This is a genomic window from Amycolatopsis sp. NPDC051071, from assembly GCF_040682875.1.
In the GTDB taxonomy this organism is placed as follows: Bacteria; Actinomycetota; Actinomycetes; order Mycobacteriales; family Pseudonocardiaceae; genus Amycolatopsis.
On record NZ_JBFBBY010000144.1, the window covers coordinates 1 to 18,187 of the forward strand.

16 protein-coding genes are annotated in these 18,187 nt (G+C 67.6%); 6 read left to right on the top strand and 10 right to left on the bottom strand.

Annotated features, from left to right (window positions below):
• Positions 1-135: 135 nt before the first annotated feature.
• On the bottom strand, positions 136-2,304 hold the full coding sequence (locus AB0M65_RS32265) for a glycosyl hydrolase family 18 protein (protein WP_364036199.1): 2,169 nt from the start codon (positions 2,302-2,304) through the stop codon (positions 136-138).
• 269 nt (positions 2,305-2,573) lie between these two features.
• On the opposite strand from AB0M65_RS32265, the gene AB0M65_RS32270 reads away from it, so the two are divergent.
• Both AB0M65_RS32270 and AB0M65_RS32275 read left to right on the top strand, forming a co-directional pair.
• Complete coding sequence (locus AB0M65_RS32270; RefSeq protein WP_364036154.1) at positions 2,574-3,176, top strand: RNA polymerase sigma factor; 603 nt, start codon at positions 2,574-2,576, stop codon at positions 3,174-3,176.
• Positions 3,169-4,086: a CU044_5270 family protein gene (locus AB0M65_RS32275; protein WP_364036157.1), complete on the top strand. Its 918-nt coding sequence runs from the start codon at positions 3,169-3,171 to the stop codon at positions 4,084-4,086. Before AB0M65_RS32270 ends, AB0M65_RS32275 begins: the two co-directional genes overlap by 8 nt.
• A 4-nt stretch (positions 4,087-4,090) precedes the next feature.
• Here AB0M65_RS32275 and AB0M65_RS32280 read toward each other — a convergent pair whose 3' ends face one another.
• Entirely contained in the window at positions 4,091-4,870 is a 780-nt protein-coding gene (locus AB0M65_RS32280) for an enoyl-CoA hydratase/isomerase family protein (RefSeq protein WP_364036160.1), read from the bottom strand.
• Between the two features lie 36 nt (positions 4,871-4,906).
• Positions 4,907-5,797, bottom strand: coding sequence for a PaaX family transcriptional regulator C-terminal domain-containing protein (locus tag AB0M65_RS32285; RefSeq protein ID WP_364036163.1), 891 nt, complete (start codon positions 5,795-5,797; stop codon positions 4,907-4,909).
• Between the two features lie 158 nt (positions 5,798-5,955).
• Between AB0M65_RS32285 and AB0M65_RS32290 the strand changes: the two genes are divergently transcribed.
• Positions 5,956-7,593 carry an ABC-F family ATP-binding cassette domain-containing protein gene (locus AB0M65_RS32290; protein WP_364036166.1) on the top strand — a complete coding sequence of 546 codons (1,638 nt, stop codon included), beginning with the start codon at positions 5,956-5,958 and terminating at the stop codon, positions 7,591-7,593.
• Between the two features lie 36 nt (positions 7,594-7,629).
• On the opposite strand, the gene AB0M65_RS32295 is transcribed toward AB0M65_RS32290, so the two are convergent.
• The 7 genes from AB0M65_RS32295 to AB0M65_RS32325 form a co-directional block, all read right to left on the bottom strand.
• Positions 7,630-8,442: a carbohydrate ABC transporter permease gene (locus tag AB0M65_RS32295; protein ID WP_364036169.1), complete on the bottom strand. Its 813-nt coding sequence runs from the start codon at positions 8,440-8,442 to the stop codon at positions 7,630-7,632.
• On the bottom strand, positions 8,439-9,326 hold the full coding sequence (locus tag AB0M65_RS32300) for a sugar ABC transporter permease (protein WP_364036172.1): 888 nt from the start codon (positions 9,324-9,326) through the stop codon (positions 8,439-8,441). Before AB0M65_RS32300 ends, AB0M65_RS32295 begins: the two co-directional genes overlap by 4 nt.
• Before the next feature lie 7 nt (positions 9,327-9,333).
• The gene (locus AB0M65_RS32305) at positions 9,334-10,608 is read right to left on the bottom strand and encodes an extracellular solute-binding protein (RefSeq protein WP_364036175.1); all 1,275 of its coding nucleotides are present in this window, start codon (positions 10,606-10,608) and stop codon (positions 9,334-9,336) included.
• 136 nt (positions 10,609-10,744) lie between these two features.
• Entirely contained in the window at positions 10,745-12,850 is a 2,106-nt protein-coding gene (locus tag AB0M65_RS32310; protein WP_364036178.1) for an alpha-galactosidase, read from the bottom strand.
• Positions 12,851-12,967: 117 nt separating this feature from the next.
• Positions 12,968-13,405 (bottom strand): PPOX class F420-dependent oxidoreductase, encoded by a 438-nt coding sequence (locus AB0M65_RS32315; protein ID WP_364036181.1) that lies wholly within the window; start codon positions 13,403-13,405, stop codon positions 12,968-12,970.
• Between the two features lie 4 nt (positions 13,406-13,409).
• A complete protein-coding gene (locus tag AB0M65_RS32320; protein ID WP_364036184.1) occupies positions 13,410-14,387 on the bottom strand; it encodes an RNA polymerase subunit sigma-70 in 978 nt (325 codons plus the stop codon).
• 99 nt (positions 14,388-14,486) lie between these two features.
• The gene (locus AB0M65_RS32325) at positions 14,487-15,434 is read right to left on the bottom strand and encodes a methionyl-tRNA formyltransferase (protein ID WP_364036187.1); all 948 of its coding nucleotides are present in this window, start codon (positions 15,432-15,434) and stop codon (positions 14,487-14,489) included.
• Positions 15,435-15,572: 138 nt separating this feature from the next.
• On the opposite strand from AB0M65_RS32325, the gene AB0M65_RS32330 reads away from it, so the two are divergent.
• The 3 genes from AB0M65_RS32330 (at position 15,573) to AB0M65_RS32340 (ending at position 17,833) form a co-directional block, all read left to right on the top strand.
• Complete coding sequence (locus AB0M65_RS32330) at positions 15,573-16,916, top strand: lysine N(6)-hydroxylase/L-ornithine N(5)-oxygenase family protein (RefSeq protein WP_364036190.1); 1,344 nt, start codon at positions 15,573-15,575, stop codon at positions 16,914-16,916.
• 129 nt (positions 16,917-17,045) lie between these two features.
• The gene (locus AB0M65_RS32335; RefSeq protein ID WP_364036193.1) at positions 17,046-17,618 is read left to right on the top strand and encodes a hypothetical protein; all 573 of its coding nucleotides are present in this window, start codon (positions 17,046-17,048) and stop codon (positions 17,616-17,618) included.
• Positions 17,615-17,833 carry an MbtH family protein gene (locus AB0M65_RS32340; protein ID WP_364036196.1) on the top strand — a complete coding sequence of 73 codons (219 nt, stop codon included), beginning with the start codon at positions 17,615-17,617 and terminating at the stop codon, positions 17,831-17,833. Before AB0M65_RS32335 ends, AB0M65_RS32340 begins: the two co-directional genes overlap by 4 nt.
• The last annotated feature ends 354 nt before the right edge of the window (positions 17,834-18,187 follow it).

Here is an 18,187-nt window from a genome sequence, read left to right on the forward strand (position 1 = left end):
CACATGATCATGGGGTCCTAGACACACCACATGATCAACCAGAGACCGTGCCTGCCCTCATCCAGGCCCACACCGACTTTGCCGGGGCCCTGCGCCTAGGCGCAAGGAAGGGGGCCTTCATGTACTTCCGACCCGCTACTTCAGCGAGTTGTCCACTGTGGTCATCAGGGTTCCGGTGTCACCCGACATCTCCCAGGCCATGACTCCCAGCAGTCCTCTGGTCTTGAGCCAGGCGACCTTCTGCTGGATGGACCAGGCGTCGTCGAAGGTCCACCATTGCCCGCCGTTGCCCGTGTAACACGCCGTGGCGACGGCGACGGTGTCGTGCTGGACGGTGCAGTTCGGGACGCTGGCCAGGAGATTCGCGTAGCCACGAGTACCTGCTTCCTCGGGGAACTGGCCGGGCGCGGCTCCGGTCGCGCTCTGCCATTCACCGTTCTTCGTGCCGGCCGCGACCCCTTGCCATCCTCGCCCGTAGAAGGCGAGGCCGAGTGTCAGTTTCCGTGGATTGGCCCCGGCGTTCGTGTAGGCGTTGATCGCCGCCTCCACGCTGAACTTAAATTTGTACGGATCGTCCGGGTCGGCATAGAGGTTGCCCTGATGCCCGGTTTGGTTCGGCTCCCACGAGTTGTCGCTGCCCGAGCCGTGGAAGTCGTAGCCCTGCACGTTGGCGACGTCGAGGTAGTCGAAGATCTTCGGGATTTCCCAGCCACCGCTCACCTTCGCCGGGTCGGCGGGGGTGAACGCCTGCAGTTCGTACCGTTTGCCGGTGGTCGCGCCGTAGGCGTCCATCTGCGTGCGGAACTCGGCCAGCAGGGCGGTCAGGTTCGTCTTGTCGTTGGCGCTCCAGTGATTTCCGGGATGCCCGTCCGGACTGCCCGGCCACTCCCAGTCGATGTCGATGCCGTCGAAGATGCCCGCGGCCGTGCCCGGCCCGCCGGCTCCGCCGTACGCCTTGACGTTCCCCTTCAGGTACGTGTCGATGCACGACGCGACGAACTTCTGCCGCGACGCGGCGGTCGCCGCGACGTCCGAGAAGTACTTCGAGTAAGTCCAGCCGCCCAAGGAGATGAGGACCTTCAGGTTGGGCTGCTTGGCCTTGAGCTTCTTCAGCTGGTTGAAGTTGCCGCGCAACGTTTCCCAGCCGGTGTCGCCGACACCGTCGACGGACTGGGACGCGGACATCGGCCGCGAGTAGTCGGCTTCCGCGTCACCCGCGCCGTCACCCTGGCTCGGATCCTGCGGATTCGCCGTCGTTCCCTTGGTGACCCCGGAAAGACAGGTGTGGTTGACCGGGTCGATGTTCCCGAAGGCGTACAGCAAATGCGTCAGCTTGCTCGCGGATCCGTTGGTCACCAGGTTCTTGACGAAGAACTGGCGGCCGTAAATACCCCATTGGACGAAGTAGCCGACCCGGGCGTATCCGCTCACGATGTCGCCGGTGCGCGCGCTGACGGCGGCGCTCGCCGCGGAGACGTTGTCGTACCCGTCACGGGCTTTGACCGTGAACGAGTACGAAGTGGACGGTGAGAGCCCGCTGACCGTCGCCGTCGTGCCGGTGACGGTCGTGGCGAGGGTCGAGCCGCGGTAGACGTCGTAGGAGACGACGCCGGTGTTGTCCGTGGAAGCGTTCCACGCCAGCGCGACGGTGCTCGACGTGACCGCCGTCGAGCGGAGGTTGGACGGCGGCGTCGGAGCCTGGGTGTCGTCACCCGGGTTGTTGGTGGTCACCGCCAGCGCGGGGCTTGGCGGCGATTTGGCGTCCTTCCGGTCCTTGGCGACGACGGTGAAGCTGTAGGCCGTGCTCGGCGTCAGCCCGGTGATCGTCGTTTCGGTACCGGTGACCGTGGCCGCCAGCGTGGTGCCGTTGTAGACCTCGTAGGCGGTGACGGGCAGCGAGCCCGGTGCCGACGCGTTCCAGGCCAGCGCGGCGGTCGTGGTCGTCTTCGCCACGAGGCGCAGGTTGGCCGGGGCCGACGGCGGTGCGTCACCCGATCCGTCGCAGTTGGCGTCGTCGACCCGGCACGTGGTCGGGTTGACGGCGGAACTGAGCCGGAAGGACGGGCTGTAGGGATAGGTCGTCCGCCCCGGCCCGAGCGACGCGATGTAGTACGCCGGGGTAAGGGTGACCTGGTTGCCGGCCTGGGTGACCGTGGCGTTGGAGCCGCTGGTGGCGGTCACTCCGGCGGGGAGAGTGAAGGTGAGGGACCAATTGGCGACGGTTTCGGTGCTGGGGTTGGTGACGGTGTACTCACCATTGGTGCCGGTCAAGGTGAAGGCGGCGCGGAGGCGGCCCGCCGCCATCGCTGGACTCACCGCGGCTACGAGTAGCCCGGCTGCGAGGAGTGTCACGGTGAGTGCGCTGAGTAGTCGTTTTCTGGTGCGTCTCATGGCGGTTCTCTCCAAAAGAGGCGGCGAGACTGACCTGATCTGAGCTGGCGCGGTGTGGTCTAGACCACACCTGAATGTAGCGCGGCTCGCATAAAAGGTCTAGACCGATTCGTCGGTCGTGAACCCGATCCGCCCCGGTGCGGATAAGAGATGACACTGAACGGACGGCGAAGGGCGGTTCATTGAGTACATCTGGCGTGGATCCGGGCGATTTGTCCGATGCGGAGCTGATCACGAGATCGGTGACCGGCCCGGACTGGTTCTCCGCGATCTTCGACCGGCATGCCGTGCATATCCACCGCTACCTGGTCAGACGCATCGGACCAGGGCCCGCCGAAGACGCGCTGGGCGAGGCGTTCCTGGTGGCGTTCCGCAAACGCGAGGGCTACGACAGGGCACGCCTCGACGCCCGGCCTTGGCTCTACGGCATCGCGACCAATCTGGTGGCGCAGCGGCGCCGCGACGAGGTCCGGGAGCTGAAACTGCGGGAAGCGCTCGGCCCGCCGCCGGACGAGGAAGGCCACGCCGAGCGCGTCGCCGAACAGGTGACGGCCGAAGCGATGGGAAAGCTGCTCGACGGCGCTCTGGCGGAACTGCCCGACGGCGACCGCGACACGCTGACGTTGTTCGCCGGGGAAAGCCTGAGTTACGAGGAAATCGCCGTGGCACTGGACATTCCGGTCGGAACGGTCCGCTCACGGCTCAACCGTGCCCGCCGCAAGGTCCGCGAGGCGCTGGGGCGCGCGGACACCACGACTTCGAAGGAGATCTCGACCCATGGATGAGCTGAAGTTGATCGGCGACCGGACCGGATCGGTCCCTCTCGCGGAATCCGCCGCACTCGCCGCGGCACGCGTGCGATTGCAGGCCGAAATCGCTGCCGCTGGCACGGAAACCGTTGTCCCATTGCGGAAAGGACGACGCTGGGCCTGGACCGGGGCGGGCGCTGTCGGCCTCGCCGCGGCGATCACCGCCGTCGTCGCGCTGGCCCCGGTCGAGCAGGTCGGCCTGGAACCGCCCGCGGCCGCCGCGGATCCTGTCATGGTGCTCCGCAACGCCGCCGCGTCCGCACTGAAAACACAGGACACACCGCCGAAACCGGACCAGTTCGTCTACACGAAGACCAAGCAACCCGACGGAGAGCGGGAATCGTGGATTTCGGCGGACGGCACCCACGACGGGCTGGTCAAGCTGGCGGACGGAAGTTTCTTCCCGCTTCCGGGCTGTCGGAACGGACGGGCGCAGGTGTACAAGGGCGACGATCCGCTCGAGGGCATCACGGAGCCATGCACGCCAAGGCCGGGTTACCGGGCGGATCTCCCCACCGACGCGGACGCGATGTTCGCCTACCTCAACGCCGACAATGCCGACCACAGCGGTGAGAAGGGCGATTACAACGCGATGGGCAAGGACGTCGTCGCGCTGGCGAACGAGAACTACCTTCCGCCCGCCGTCCGGGCGGCCTTGTTCGGCGCGGCGGCCAAGGTGCCCGGCCTGCGTGCCGTCGACCACGCCAAGGACGGGGCGGGCAGGCCCGGTGTCGGCATCACCTGGCCGCTCAGGCCAGGTGACGACCTCAAGGTGGCGAAACCGGAGGTGATCGTCTTCGCCGCGGACACGTTCCTGTACCTGGGCGGGAATGGGACGGCGGTGACCGCGTCCGGCGTGGTGGACGCGGTCGGTCAGCTGCCGTAGGCCATCAGCGGCCGGTGAAGGCCGCCTTGCCGGGTCCGTCGGCGAGGAATGACTTCACCGCGCCGCGCAGGTCCTCGGTCTCGAAGAGCCCGGCGGCGATCGTCGTGATGTGCTCGTTCGCCTCGGCGACGCCGCCGTGCTCGTAATGCTCGAGGACCTTCTTGGTCGCCGCGTGCGCCCGCGTCGGCCCCTGCGCGAGGTCGTTCGTGAAGGCCCGCACGGCGTCGTCGAAACCCTCCAGCGGGAGTACGCGGTTCACCACGTTCCAGCGTTCGAGGGTCGCGGCGTCGTAGGTCGCGCCGGTCATCACGAATTCCTTGGCGCGCCCGACGCCGGCGCGGGCGGCGAGACGCTGCGTGCCGCCCATGGTCGGGGTCAGCCCGACGACCCGTTCGACGAGGCCGAACTTCGCGCGCTCACTCGCCAGGATGATGTCGCAGGCGACGGCGACCTCGAAGGCCCAGGTCAGGCACAGACCGTGCGCGGCGAAGACGGTGGGGAAGGGGAGAGCGGCGATCCGGTCGGGGATCGCCAGCATCTCGTCGAAGAGCACCTTCGCCTCGGCGGCGGAGGACTGGGCGTCGAAGAGGGAGACGTCGACACCGCCGCTGACGATCTTCCCCTCGGCCCGGATCAGCGCCGCCCGCGGCGGCGTGGCCTCCAGCTCGCCGATCGCCTCACCCAGTTCGTCCTGTAGCTGCGCGGTGTAGAGATTCAGCGGCGGGGAGTCGATGGTCAAGACGGCGAGGCCGTCCGCGTGGTCCAGGCGGATCGAGGTGGCCAAGGCGGGTTCCCTCCGGAGAGATCGTTTCCCTTGACCCTAGCCGGAGGTGGCGGCGAGTTCGTCCCATTGGGCCTGTGCTTCCGGTCGCCATTCGACGTACTTGCGGTGGAAGAGGTCCGCCGCGCGCACGCCGCTCCAACCGTCCGGAAGCAGTTTCAGCGGAAGGCGCGGATCGAGAAACGGAAAACTTCGCCATTCGTGGACGAGTTCGGTCTGTGATCGCAGTACGCCGCGCTCACCCGAAGGGCGTGAACCGGTGAAACGGTCGATGAAATCCTCGTAGCGGTCCTTGAGCTCACTGAGATCCCAGGACCGCGCGACCATCGTCTCCTGGTCGCCGACGTCGCCATAGCTGGCGGTGAACGACATCGCCTGCGCGTCGAGGCCGAGTTCCTGCACGATCTGCTGCGCCTCGCGTTGACGGCCGGGGTCAGGGCTGACCCAGACACCCGCCACCGGCGAGCCGAAACCGGCCCACGTCAGCCGGGTGCGGAGCCGGTGCCTGAGGTCCCGCTTCGCTTCGGGCACCGAGACGATCAGCATCAGCCAATGGTCGTCCCAGGGTCTCTCGTCGTGGCCGAAGGCGTAGATCCGTTCGGCGCCTTCGGTCAGCAGGCGTCTGCCAGGCGGGGTCAGCGACCAGCGCACTCTGCGCCCGACGCGTTCGGAGACGACCCAGCCCTCGGCGGACGAGCGAGCCAGCGCCTGCCGCGCGGACTTCTCCTCCACGTCCAGCACTCGCAGCGCTTCGACCAGCGTCGACGTCCAAACGGGCTGATCGCGGGGGAGGATGTACTCGCCGAGGATCGTCATCAGCAGCGACCGCGCGCTCGCGTGACTGACCTCCCGGCGCCTGCTCATCGTCGGCCTGCGGGTACCGCCTTTCTGCTGGTGCGCGACGGGGACGGAGGTGGCGGAGTCCGCCATTTGCTGTCACCGACCTCATAGTTCGGGTGTGGGTTCGGATGTCGTCCGGGTCCGGAAGAACAACAAGGTTACCCACGTTCCGTGATCGGTTGGATACCTGACACTCTTCCGAGGGACCCCGAGCTGTTCAATTCACGCCGTTTAGACTTACTCATCTCATGAGCGCCACACTCGTTGCCAAGGATCTCGCCGCAGGCCACGGCGACCGCGTTCTGTTCTCCGGCCTTGACCTCGTCGTCGCCCCCGGCGAGGTGATCGGCCTCGTCGGGGTCAACGGCGCCGGCAAGTCGACGCTGCTGCGGACCCTCGGCGGCCTGGTGCCACCGGAGGACGGCAGCGTCCGGTTGAACCCGCCGACGGCCACCGTCGGTCACCTCCCGCAGGAGCCCGAACGCCGGGAGGGTGAGTCCGTCCGCGCGTTCCTGGCGCGCCGCACCGGCGTCGCCGCCGCGCAGGCCGCACTCGACACCGCCACCGAGGCACTGACCGCGGGCGAGCCGGGTTCGGACGACACGTACGCCGTTGCCCTCGACCGCTGGCTCGCGCTCGGCGGCGCCGACCTCGACGACCGGGCGGGCGAGGTCGTCGCGGATCTCGGGCTCGCGGTCAACCTCGACCAGCCGATGCTTTCGCTGTCCGGTGGGCAGGCGGCGCGGGCGGGGATGGCCTCGCTGCTGCTGAGCCGGTACGACATCTTCCTGCTCGACGAGCCGACCAACGACCTCGACCTGGACGGCCTGGAACGGCTCGAACGGTTCGTGACCGGGTTGCGCGCCGGGACGGTGCTGGTCAGCCACGACCGCGAATTCCTCGCCCGCACGGTGGACCGCGTCGTCGAACTCGACTTCGCGCAGCAGCAGGTGCGGACCTACGGCGGCGGTTACGAGTCCTATTTGGAGGAACGCGCCGTCGCCCGGCGGCACGCCCGCGAGGAGTACGACGAGTACGCGAACACCAGGGCGTCACTCGAAGCGCGCGGCGCGATGCAGCGTTCGTGGATGGAGAAGGGCGTCAAGAACGCCCGGCGCAAGGCCACCGACAACGACAAGATCGGCCGCAAGTTCCGGAGTGAGGCGACGGAGAAACAGGCGTCGAAGGCCCGCCAGACCGACCGCATGATCGAGCGCCTCGACGTCGTCGATGAGCCCCGCAAGGAATGGGAACTGCGGATGGAGATCGCGGCGGCGCCCAGGGCGGGCGCGGTCGTGGCGACTCTGCGTGGCGCCGTGGTGCGGCGGGGCGAGTTCACGCTGGGACCGGTGGACCTGCAGATCGACTGGGCGGACAAGGTCGCGATCACCGGTGCCAACGGCGCCGGGAAGTCGACACTGCTCGCCGCGCTGCTCGGCCGGATTCCGGTCGACGAAGGGGGCGCTTCGCTCGGCTCCGGCGTCGTGGTCGGCGAGGTCGACCAGGCACGGAAACTGTTCCTCGGCGATCTGCCGCTCGTGGAGGCCTTCGCCCGCGAGGTCCCGGAGCTTCCCGACGCCGATGTCCGGACGCTGCTGGCGAAGTTCGGGCTGAAGGCCGCGCACGTGCTGCGGCCGGCGGCCACGCTGTCGCCGGGGGAGCGGACCCGGTCGGCGCTGGCGCTGCTGCAGGCCCGCGGGGTGAACCTGCTGGTGCTCGACGAGCCGACGAACCACCTGGACCTGCCCGCGATCGAGCAACTGGAGTCGGCGCTCTCGGAGTATCCGGGGACGTTGCTGCTGGTGACGCACGATCGTCGGATGCTGGACGCGGTCGCGACGACGCGGCGGCTCGAGGTCGCGGACGGGAAAGTGACCGAGTCGTGAACGGCCCTTTCATCGCACCCACGGCTTGACAGCGGGTCAGCCCTTCGTCGCGCCTCCGGTGAGCCCCTTCACGAACTGCTTCTGCAGCGCCAGGTAGAAGATCAGCACCGGCAGGGTCGCCAGGAACATCAGCGCGAACACACTCCCGAGATCCGCCTGGTACTGGCCGATGGAGCGGTAGATCCCGGTCGTGACGGTGGTTCCCTGGCTGGGGCCGAGGATGATCAGCGGATCGATGAAGTCGTTCCAGATCCACACCCCGAGGAAGATCAGCACGCTCGCCGTCGCCGGGCGCAGCAGCGGGAACACGATCCGCCAGAACACCTGCGTCCGGCTCGCGCCGTCGAGCAGCGCGGCTTCTTCGAGTTCCACCGGCACCCCGCGGATGAACCCGGTGAACACGAACACTCCGAACGGCACGTAGTACCCGACGTTGAACAGCACCAGACCTTGCAGTGTCGCCATCATCCCGGTCAGCCGCAGCACCTCGGTGACCGGGATCAGGATCACCTGCGGCGGGATCATCAGGCCCGCCAGCAGGATCAGCGCGAGCACCTTCGTCCACCGCTTCGACGAGCGCGCCAGGTAATGCCCGAGCATGGCCGAAAGCACGGTCAGCACCAGGATCGACAGCAGGGTGACGAGCACGCTGTTCGCCAGGCTCACCCAGAACAGCCCGTCGGGCCGGGTGAGCACGGCGTGGATGTTGGTCAGTGTCGGCGGCAGCGGAACCGACGCCGGCTCCTGAGCGATCTCGTCACCCGGTTTGAAGACGTTGACGAGCACGTAATACAGCGGCACGAAGAAGATCGCGCTCACCAGGATCGCCACGGCGGGCCGGAGTCTCACAGGTCGACCTCCCGCCGCCGCAGGAACCGCAGCACGATCGTGGTCACGGTGGCCACGATCAGCAGCATCACCACGGCCATCGCGGACGCGTACCCGACGTGGTTCGCGTCGAGGCCGGTGGCGAGGACGTTGAACGCGATCGTGGCCGTGGTGCCGGAGCCGGGGCCGCCGTTGGTGACGACCTTGACGTAGTCGTAGGTCTTGAACGCCGAGATCAGCAGGACGACGGTGTTGATGGTCAGCGACGGCGCGAGCAGTGGCCAGGTCACCGCGCGGAATCGCCGCACCGGACCGGCGCCGTCGATCTCCGCGGCCTCCAGCAGTTCCACCGGAACGCCTTGCAGGCCCGCGAGATAGACGACGACGCAGAAGCCCAGCATCTGCCAGCACACGATCGACGCGACCGAATAAAGCGCCAGATCCGGATCGGACAGCCAGCCGGGTGGATGTTCGACGCCGAGCGCGCGGAGGGCGTTGTTGATCGGGCCCCGGTCGTCGAAGAGTTTCGTCCAGATGATGCTGACCACGACCGAGCTGAGGATCACCGGCGTGAAGAACACGCTCCGCAAAGCGTTGTACAGCCAGCCTTTCCGGTCCAGCAACAGGGCGACGCCGAGGCCGAGCAGATTCGGCACGAGCACCACGATCACGGTCAGGATCGTGGTCACCCGGAGTGCGGCCAGGAACTGCTCGTCCTGGAACAGCAACCGGTAGTTCTCGAAGCCGATGTACTCCGACGGCGGGTTGAACGGGTTGTGGTTCGTCAGGCTGTAACCGAAGCTGATGAGGATCGGCGCCATCACGAAGCACAGGTAGACGACGACGCCGGGAGCGCCGAACGAGACGAAGTGCCACACTCGCGGCAGGATCGGTTTCCTGGCCATCGTGGCGTCAGCGCGCCTTCGCCCACTCGGTGTCCAGGAACGCGCAGGCGTCGGCGACCGGTTTCCGGCCGGTGATGACGTCCTGGGCGGCCTGGTAGACCTTTTCCTTCATGCCCGGCAGGAGCCCGTCGTCGGCGGTCTCCCAGCTGAAGGCGTTCACGACGGCGTTCTTGGCGACGGCCTGGGTGTAGAGGTCGTAGCCCGCCTTGAAGACCGGGCCGGCGTCGGGCGGCGGCGTGTAGCCCTTGATCGCGGGGAACAGGCCGTCGGCCTTGACGGAGGCGTCGATCTGCTCCTTGTCGAGCTGGAACGCCAAGGCGAATTTCCTTGCCGCGTCGAGGTTCGGCGACTTGGCGTTCACGACGATGCCGCCGCCGGTGTAGGCGGGGACGACGAGTTTCCCGTCCTCGGAAGGGAAGTTGAAGACGCCGATCTCGAACGGCGGTTTCTTGGCGTCGGCGATGGCGGCGAACCAGTTGCCCATCGGGTACATCGCGCCTTCGCCGGTGAGGAACGCCGCCTCGGTCGCGGAGTAGTCGCGCGAGACCTGGGTCTTGTCGAGGTAGCCCTTGGCGACCAGATCGGCGAACTTGCCGAACGCCCGCTGGAAGTCCGGATCGGCGAACTTCACCTTGTCGGCGCGCCGCTGGGACAGCCAGTCCGGCGTCTTGCCGTAGACGTCGACGCTGATCAGGCCGTCCAGCAGCATCGCGGACGGGAAGCCTTCCTTGCCGCCGCCGATGGTGAACGGCGTGATGCCCTTGACCTTCAGTTTCTCCGACGCGGCAAGGAGTTCTGCCCAGGTCGCCGGGGCAGAAGCGATTCCAGCGTCGGCGAAGAGCTTCTTGTTGTAGTAGATCGGCGGGATGGTCTGGGTGTTGGCAGGCAGCTGGTGGTGCCCGCCCTTGATCGGGTTGGCGCCGGGGAACTGGAAGTCCTTGAGCTCCTCGGGTGTCCAGGCGTAAAGGTTGCCCGATTCGGCGAAGCCCGCCGAGTCGACGGCGATCGCGACGTCGGGGAACTGGCCCGATTGCAGTAGTTGCTTCGCGTACCCGGTGCGGTCGGTCGAGGGAGCGACCAGCTTCTTCACGCTGAGGCCGGGATTCCGGTCCATCACCCGTTTGATGGCGGCGTCCCAATAGGACGGTGGCAGATTGGGTGTCTCGAAGGTCAGGAAGGAGATCTCACTGCCGCTTCCGGAGCCGCCCGCGCCGCCGACGGTGCATCCGGTGAGGCTCGCGGCGAGGAGCAGCGCCGCTCCCAACGCGAAGGACCTTCTCATGCCCAGACACCCTTCTCGCGGCAATGCACGTCGTCTCATATACGACGGCATTCGATCGGATGTCTACAGTGCTGTCAAGCGGTTACTCGTGTCGAACACGGCTCTGACGCAGTGATACATCGGACCTATCGGGAGCTTAGATCTTCGTCAGCCGGATGAGCGCGCTCGCGAAATCGCCGTCCGGCAGACCCGGGATCAGGCCGTGGGCCAGCAGTGAAGCGCCATGCCACACCTTCCCGGTGTCTTCGTCGCGGTAGCGGGCGGCGGGGTCGAGACCTTCGAGCCGGACCGGTCGCCCGGGAGCGTGGAAATGTGCCGCTTGCCGGAACACGAACACGACCGCACGCCCGTCGTCGGCGGCCACGTACTGCAACGCGGAGACGCCGTCGGTCTCCGGCGGCACGAGCCGGTAGAGCCTGCCGTGCTGGACGATCGGCCGGATCTCCTTGTACAGCGCGATCTGCTCGCGGGCCTGATCGAGGTCCGCCTCAGGCCAGGACACGATGTCGCCGCCGATGCCGAGTACCCCCGCCATGGCGACGTGGAACCGGAACCGCAGCGGGGTGGTGCGATGGGTGACGAAGTTGGGGTCGTCGGTGACCCACGCTGACATCGCGCGTGCCGGGTACACCTGCCCGTAGCCGTGCTGGATGACGAGCCTGTCGAGTGCGTCGGTGTTGTCCGACGTCCAGACCTGATCGGTGCGTGCCATGATGCCGAGGTCGATCCGCCCGCCACCGCCACCGCACGCCTCGATCCGCAGCCCCGGATGGCTGTCGCGCAGGCGGTCCATGATCGCGTAGACCGCGCGGGTGTGCTCCACCCACAGCCGATCCGGATCACTGTCGGCCGGCCAGCCCGCTTCGCTGAACGGGCGGTTCATATCCCATTTCAGGAAGTCGATCCCGTGCTCGCCGACGAGGGAGTCGAGCCTGCCGTGCGCCCACTCGGCGACGTCCGGGCGGGCGAAGTTGAGCACCAGCTGTTGCCGCAGTTCCGAACGTGTCCGATGGGGATGGTGCAGCACCCAGTCCGGATGCTCGCGGTAGAGATCGCTGTCCGGGTTGACCATCTCCGGTTCCACCCAGAGTCCGAACTTCATGCCGAGCCGGTGTACGTCGCCGATCAGCGGGCCGAGACCGCCGGGGAACTTGGTGGTGTTGACAGACCAGTCGCCGAGTCCGGCGTGATCGTTGTCGCGGGCGCCGAACCAGCCGTCGTCCATCACGAAGAGTTCGACGCCGAGCGCCGCCGCCTTCTCGGCCAGCGCGCGTTGACCGGCCTCGGTGACGTCGAAACCCGTTGCCTCCCACGAGTTGTAGAGCACCGGCCGGAGTTCGCCGGGAAGCGGGAGGACGTGACCGAGCGTGTACGCGTGCCAGGCGCGGCTCGCGGCGCCGAAGCCGCCCTCGGTGTAGAGCCCGGCGAACACCGGCGTGGTGAGCGTTTCGCCGGGCGCGAGGCGGGGGACGACGCCGTCCTGGCCGAAGCCGCCGGTCACGGTGAGACGGCCGGTGGAGGAGCGGGTGGTGGTGATCCGCCACGATCCACTCCACGCGAGTGCGGCGCTGTAGACCTCGCCGTGACGCTCCGTCGCGTCGCCGTCGTCGAGCATCACCCACGGGTTGGCGTGGTGGCTCGCGATGCCGCGCCTGCTGCCGAAGGTGGTTTCGCCGTGGGGGACCGGTTCCCGGAGCAGCTGGCTTTCCGCGGCCCAGCGGCCGGTGACATGGCTGATCCGGTAGCCGGGCCGGACCGGCAGGACCCAGGTCGCGGAGTCGGCCCGGATGACTTCGATCGGGCCTTCGGTGCCGTCGTGAGTGAGTTCGGTCCAGCGTTCGACGACGTCCGTGCCGGGCGCGACGCGGTAGTTCAGCGTGATCCGCAGGGGATAGTGGCGGTCGCGGAAGTGGACTCGTAACCGGTCGCTGTCGATGTCGTGGGAGAGGTAGCGCCATTCCAGCGCGCGGGTGCCGTCGGCGAACCGGAGCTGGAGTGCGGGAGTCCAGTAGCGCGTGCCGCCGTCCGCGGCGAGTTCGTCCAGACCCTCGTTGGGATCATTGAAGGCGTCCCAGCGTGTTTTGGTCTCGGGGACGACGTCCTGGAGCTGGCCGAAGGTGAGCACGGGGCCCCAATAGACGTGGCTGGGCGTGTCGTCCTCGGCCAACCGCAGTGCGTAGCTCGTGGCCGCCGTGCGAATGAGCCAGGACCGCGTGCCTTCGTCGAAAACGATCTCAGTCACGGTCGCCATCCTGGCCCGGAAGGGCGGTCGGAGGCCAGGGGAGGACCGCTCGGCGGTACACCGCACTCGCGTGCTCAAGCACGCGAGTCACGTCTTCCCGAACGTGACCGGACGTCCTCAGCCGCCCACCTTCGCGATCGCCACCGTATGCGAGGGCCGCACCCGCACCAGCACCTTCCCCGGCGAAGTCGCGTAGGCCATCCAGCCGTCGGAAGCCTCCTGCCCGGCCTCCGCGAGATACCGCCGTGCGATCAGTTCCGAACCCTGCCGGACGCCCTCGGGATCCGTGACGATCTCCGCGACGCCCTCCACGCTTACGAACGAGTAAGGCGGCCGCGGGTCGTCGGCGACGACCGAAACGCGCGGATCCTCCTTGAGTGCCCGGCCTTTGACGGTGTCCTCGCCCAGGTTGACCACGATGTCGTCGCCGTCCATGGCGAACCAGACCGGGACCGCGTGCGGCCTGCCGTCCGGGCGGACCGTCGCGAAGACGGCGGTGCGGGTTCCTTCGGCGAGGAACGCGCGGCGCTGTTCGTCGGTCATCTTCTCCGGCATTGCTTCATCCCCTCAGAGTGGCGTCCAGACCGAAGGCCGGGAACAGCCGGCTGTTGAACGTGGTGAACTCGGCGACCTTCCCGCCGACGACGCGGATGAGGTCGAGTTTGAAGGCGCGGAACTCGGTGTCACCGGGACGCCGCAGGTACGACGCGAACGCGGGCATCCGGTTGGCGTCGACGGCGACGGCACGCCATTCACCCATCTCCTCGGCGATCCGGCCGTGCCTGGCGAGGTGTTCTAGCCCGAGATAGCAGTGGGGTTCCGGTGGCATGGTGACGCGGACGTCGTCGCGGACCAGGGCGCTCAGCGAGCCGAAGTCGCCGCGATCGTGTGCTTCGACGAGCCGCCGGACCAGCGCGCGTTCCTCTTCGGACGGTGCCGACGCCGACCACTCGCCGCGCTGCTCGGGAAGGCGTTCGCGCAAGGTCGCCCGGCCGCGCTGCAGTGCGCTGTTCGCGGCGGGGACGGTCAGGTCCAGCAGTCCGGCGCTCTCCGCGGCGGTCCAGCCGAGGACGTCACGCAGGATCAGCATCGCGCGCTGCTGTGGTGGCAGCAATTGCAGCGCGGCGAGGAAGGCGAGTTCGATGGTCTCCCTGGCGACGGCGAGCGCGTCCGGTTCGGTGTCGGGCGGCGCGATCTCGTCGAGCAGCCGGTCCGGGTACGGCTGGATCCAGGGGACTTCGGCGAACGACCGCAGCGACGGGACTCGCCGCGCGCTTTTGCGAAGTGCGTCGAGGCAGGCGTTGGTGGCGATCCGGTACAGCCAAGCGCGGAAGTTCTCGCCGTCGAAGGTGTCCAGCCCGCGCCAAGCGTTGATCAGTGCTTCCTGGACGACGTCTTCCGCCTCGTCGAACGAGCCGAGCATCCGATAGCAGTGGACGTGCAGTTCGCGCCGGTGCCGTTCGGTCAGCCGGGCGAAGGCGGTTTCGTCCCCCGCCTTCGCCGCGGCGACGGTTTTGTCCGTGTCAATACTGGTCATGGCGCCTCCATCGAGTGTTCTTACCCGATGTAACGGCGCCTTTCGCGGGAACTCATCGGTCCCGCGATGACTTTTTTCCGGCTACTTCGACACAGCAGGTCAGGGGCGGGTGGTGAGGTACCCGCCCAAGGTGCGGAAGTACTCGTTCGCGGCCAGTTCGGTGCCGTCCTCGGTCCGGACCCGTTCGATGACGAGGCCGTGCGACCGGCCGCGGCGCGACTCGGGACCGGCGACGATCACCACGCCGTCACCCTCGCGGATGAAGATCCGGCCCGCGGTGCCGCCGTAGTGACCCACGGACACCGACGAACGGACGATGCGCAGCTGCTTCCCGCGGTGGTGAGTAAAGGCGTTGGGGTACGGATCGGACTGCGCCCGCACCAGCCGCTCGATCTCGTCGGCGGGCCACGTCCAGTCGATGAGACTGTCTTCCAGCGCGCGTTTGTGGAAGAAGCTGGCCTTCGACCGGTCCTGTTGGACCGGGGTGAAGTTCCCGCTCCCGATCAACTCGATGGCTTCCGTGGTGATCGGCGCGATCAGGTCGACCGTCCGGTGGAAGAGATCGGTGGTCGTGTCCTTCGGTCCCACCTGGACGGACCGCTGCACCACGACGTCGCCGGCGTCGAGGTCGCCGTCCATCATATGGGCCGTGACGCCCACTTCCGGCTCACCGTTGATGAGTGCCCAGATCAGCGGCGAGAAACCGGCGTACGCGGGCAGCAGCGAATCGTGCACGTTCAGCGTGCCGTGGCGCGGCATCGAGAAGATCTCCGGCGGAAGCCAGGTGCGCCAGTTGTTCGCGACGATCAGGTCGAGATCGGCTTCCTTCAGTTCCGCCAGCAGTTCCGCGTCGTCGGGCCGCTGACGCAGCAGGGCACGGATGCCGTGGGCTTCGGCGAGGTCCGCGACCGAGTCCGACCAGATCTTTTCGTAAGCGTGGTCGCTTTTCGGGTGGGTGACGACGAGGGCGACGTCGTGCCCCGCGTCGATCAAAGCCCGCAGGGTGCGGTGTCCCCAGGTCTGGTATCCGAACATGGCGACCCGCATGGGACCGGCCTCCTCCTGGTCGAGGGATGAACATCACCACTGAAAGTACTAGTTGAGGCTCACCTAACTTAGGTTAGGGTTCCCTTGTTCTTGTAACGGAGTACCGAGAAGCGGCTGAGCCGCGCAAGGGGTTTCGAGATGGCACGAGCAGTGGTCGGTGAACGGATTCCGGTCTACGACGTGGTCGGGGTCGGGTTCGGGCCGTCGAACCTGGCGCTCGCGATCGCCCTCGCCGAACACAACGCCGCGCCGGGTGCCGAAACGGTCACCGCCCACTTCCTCGAGCGCCAGGTCCGGTTCGGCTGGCACCGCGGGATGCTGATCGACAACGCCACCATGCAGGTCTCGTTCCTCAAGGATCTGGCGACGATGCGGAATCCGACCAGCTCGTTCAGTTTCCTGTCGTACCTGCACAGCAAGGGGCGGCTGGTCGATTTCATCAACCACAAGAACCTCTTCCCGCTGCGGATCGAGTTCCATGACTACTTCGAGTGGGCCGCGGCGAAGGTCGACGACGTCGTTTCCTACGACACCGAAGTACTTTCGGTGACGCCGGTCTTCGACGGCGAGAAGGTCGCGTACTTCGACGTCCACGCCCGCACCGACGGCGAACTGGTGGACCTGCGTGCCCGCAATCTCGTGATGGGCACCGGCCTGCGGCCGAACCTGCCGGAGGGGGTGCCCCCTGGGCCCCGCGTCTGGCACAACAGCGAACTGCTGCACCGCATCGAGGGGTTGGCCACCGAGGATCCGCGCCGGTTCGTCGTCGTCGGCGCCGGCCAGAGCGCGGCGGAGGTCAGCGCGCTGCTGCACGACCGTTTTCCCAAGGCCGAGGTCTGCGCGGTGTTCGCGCGGTACGGCTACAGCCCGGCCGACGACAGCGCGTTCGCCAACCGGATCTTCGACCCCGAGGCGGTCGGGCGGTTCTACGAGGCGCCGGAAGCGGTCAAGGACCGCCTGATGCGCTACCACGGCGCGACGAACTACTCGGCGGTCGACATCGAACTGATCGATGAGCTGTACCGCCGCGTCTACCGCGAGAAGGTCCAGGGAATCGAGCGGCTGAAGCTGATCAACGTCTCCCGGCCGACCGAGGTCACCGACAGCGGCTCCACGGTCCAGGTCACCATCGAGGCGCTGGAGACCGGCGAGCGTACCCGGCTCGACGCCGATTTCGTCGTGTACGCCACGGGATACAGCCCGGCCGACCCGACGCCGCTGCTCGGCGAGCTGGCGGCGAACTGCGTCCGGGACGACGAGGGCAGGCCGCGGGTCGAACGCGACTACCGGATCGTCACCGATCCGCCGCTGGACGGCGGGATCTACCTCCAGGGCGGCACCGAGCACACGCACGGCATCACGTCGTCGCTGCTGTCCAATACCGCCGTCCGTGTCGGCGAGATCCTGCAGTCCATTGTGGACCGGCGCGCGGCGGGCACCTCGCGGCCCGAGTACGCCGTGAGCGGTACCGGCCCCGCTTGACCCGCGCACGTCGTTTCCCATTTTTGAACGGTGGAGGCACCCCGATGACCCGCGGTTTCCCGCTGACCTCGGCCCAGAAGGGGATCTGGCTCGCACAGCAGCTCGATCCGGCTGTCCGAGGTTCCGGCGGTGTTCCGGGCGACGGTCAACGACGTCCTGCTCACCGGACTCGCGCTCGCCGTCACCCGGTGGCGCCGCGACGAGGGCCGCGCGGTGCTGGTCGACGTCGAGGGGCACGTCCGCGAAGAGGAACTGGCGAGTGGCGCGCTGGAACGGGTCCGGGCACATCTGGACGGACTGCCTTCAGCGGGGCTCGGCCATGGCCTGCTGCGGTATCTCAACTCGCGCACTGCTTCCGCGCTGGCGGAGTTCCCCGGCGCGCAGATCGAGTTCAACTACCTTGGCCGGATCGGCGTCCCCGAGGCGACCGACTGGTCGTACGCGGCGGAAGCCGAGGCGGCCGCACTCGGGGCGGACGACGGGATGCCGGCCGCGCACGCCCTGACGCTTAACGCCGTGACCGAGGACCGCCCCGGCGGCCCCGAACTCGGCGCACACTGGTACTGGCCGGAGGCCGTGCTGACCGAAGAGTCGGTGCGGGAACTGGCGGAGACCTGGTTCACCGCGCTGGACGCGCTCGCCCACCGGGCGGCCCGGCTCGACTCACGTGAAGACGGAACACAGAAGGAGAAGAAGGCATGACGAACCCGTTCGAGAACCCCGACGGCACCTACCTGGTGCTGGTCAACGACGAGGGCCAGCACAGCCTGTGGCCCGAGTTCGTCGAGGTCCCGGCGGGCTGGACCACGAGGTTCGGCCCGGCCTCGCGCCCGGAGTGCCTCGAGTACGTCGAGACCAACTGGACCGACCTGCGGCCCGCTTCGCTCGTCAAAGCCATGGAGGCCATGGAGGCCTGACTGCGACCAGGCGCGGGGTTGCGTTGTCGTGAGTGATTTGGGTCTTTAGAGCCAAGAGTGTCTTAGGTGCTTACTGATTTGGCTGCGGGGCTGATGGCGGGTCAGGTCCGTGAAGGACTCCTTGCCTAGGTACAGGAAGGCCTCCTTCCTGTACCTAGGCGCAAGGAAGGGGGCCTTCCTGTACTTCAGGGTCGCCGCTGTGGTCTCAGGTGCATCAGCAGGCACTGCGGCGGTCGCGCGTGAAGGACTCCTTCCCTCGGCTCAGCCGAGGAAACTCGACCTTCACACCTTCCCGAGGTACAGGAAGGCCCCCTTCCTGTATCTAGGCGCAAGGAAGGGGGCCTTACAGTAACA

Coding starts and splice junctions, on each gene's coding strand:
- AB0M65_RS32265 (WP_364036199.1), bottom strand. CDS start 2,304: ATGGCGGCGGGCCGCCTCCGCGCCGCCTTCACCTTGACCGGCACCAAT.
- AB0M65_RS32275 (WP_364036157.1), top strand. CDS start 3,169: ATGGATGAGCTGAAGTTGATCGGCGACCGGACCGGATCGGTCCCTCTC.
- AB0M65_RS32285 (WP_364036163.1), bottom strand. CDS start 5,797: ATGGCGGACTCCGCCACCTCCGTCCCCGTCGCGCACCAGCAGAAAGGC.
- AB0M65_RS32290 (WP_364036166.1), top strand. CDS start 5,956: ATGAGCGCCACACTCGTTGCCAAGGATCTCGCCGCAGGCCACGGCGAC.
- AB0M65_RS32300 (WP_364036172.1), bottom strand. CDS start 9,326: ATGGCCAGGAAACCGATCCTGCCGCGAGTGTGGCACTTCGTCTCGTTC.
- AB0M65_RS32305 (WP_364036175.1), bottom strand. CDS start 10,608: ATGAGAAGGTCCTTCGCGTTGGGAGCGGCGCTGCTCCTCGCCGCGAGC.
- AB0M65_RS32315 (WP_364036181.1), bottom strand. CDS start 13,405: ATGCCGGAGAAGATGACCGACGAACAGCGCCGCGCGTTCCTCGCCGAA.
- AB0M65_RS32320 (WP_364036184.1), bottom strand. CDS start 14,387: ATGACCAGTATTGACACGGACAAAACCGTCGCCGCGGCGAAGGCGGGG.
- AB0M65_RS32325 (WP_364036187.1), bottom strand. CDS start 15,434: ATGCGGGTCGCCATGTTCGGATACCAGACCTGGGGACACCGCACCCTG.
- AB0M65_RS32330 (WP_364036190.1), top strand. CDS start 15,573: ATGGCACGAGCAGTGGTCGGTGAACGGATTCCGGTCTACGACGTGGTC.
- AB0M65_RS32340 (WP_364036196.1), top strand. CDS start 17,615: ATGACGAACCCGTTCGAGAACCCCGACGGCACCTACCTGGTGCTGGTC.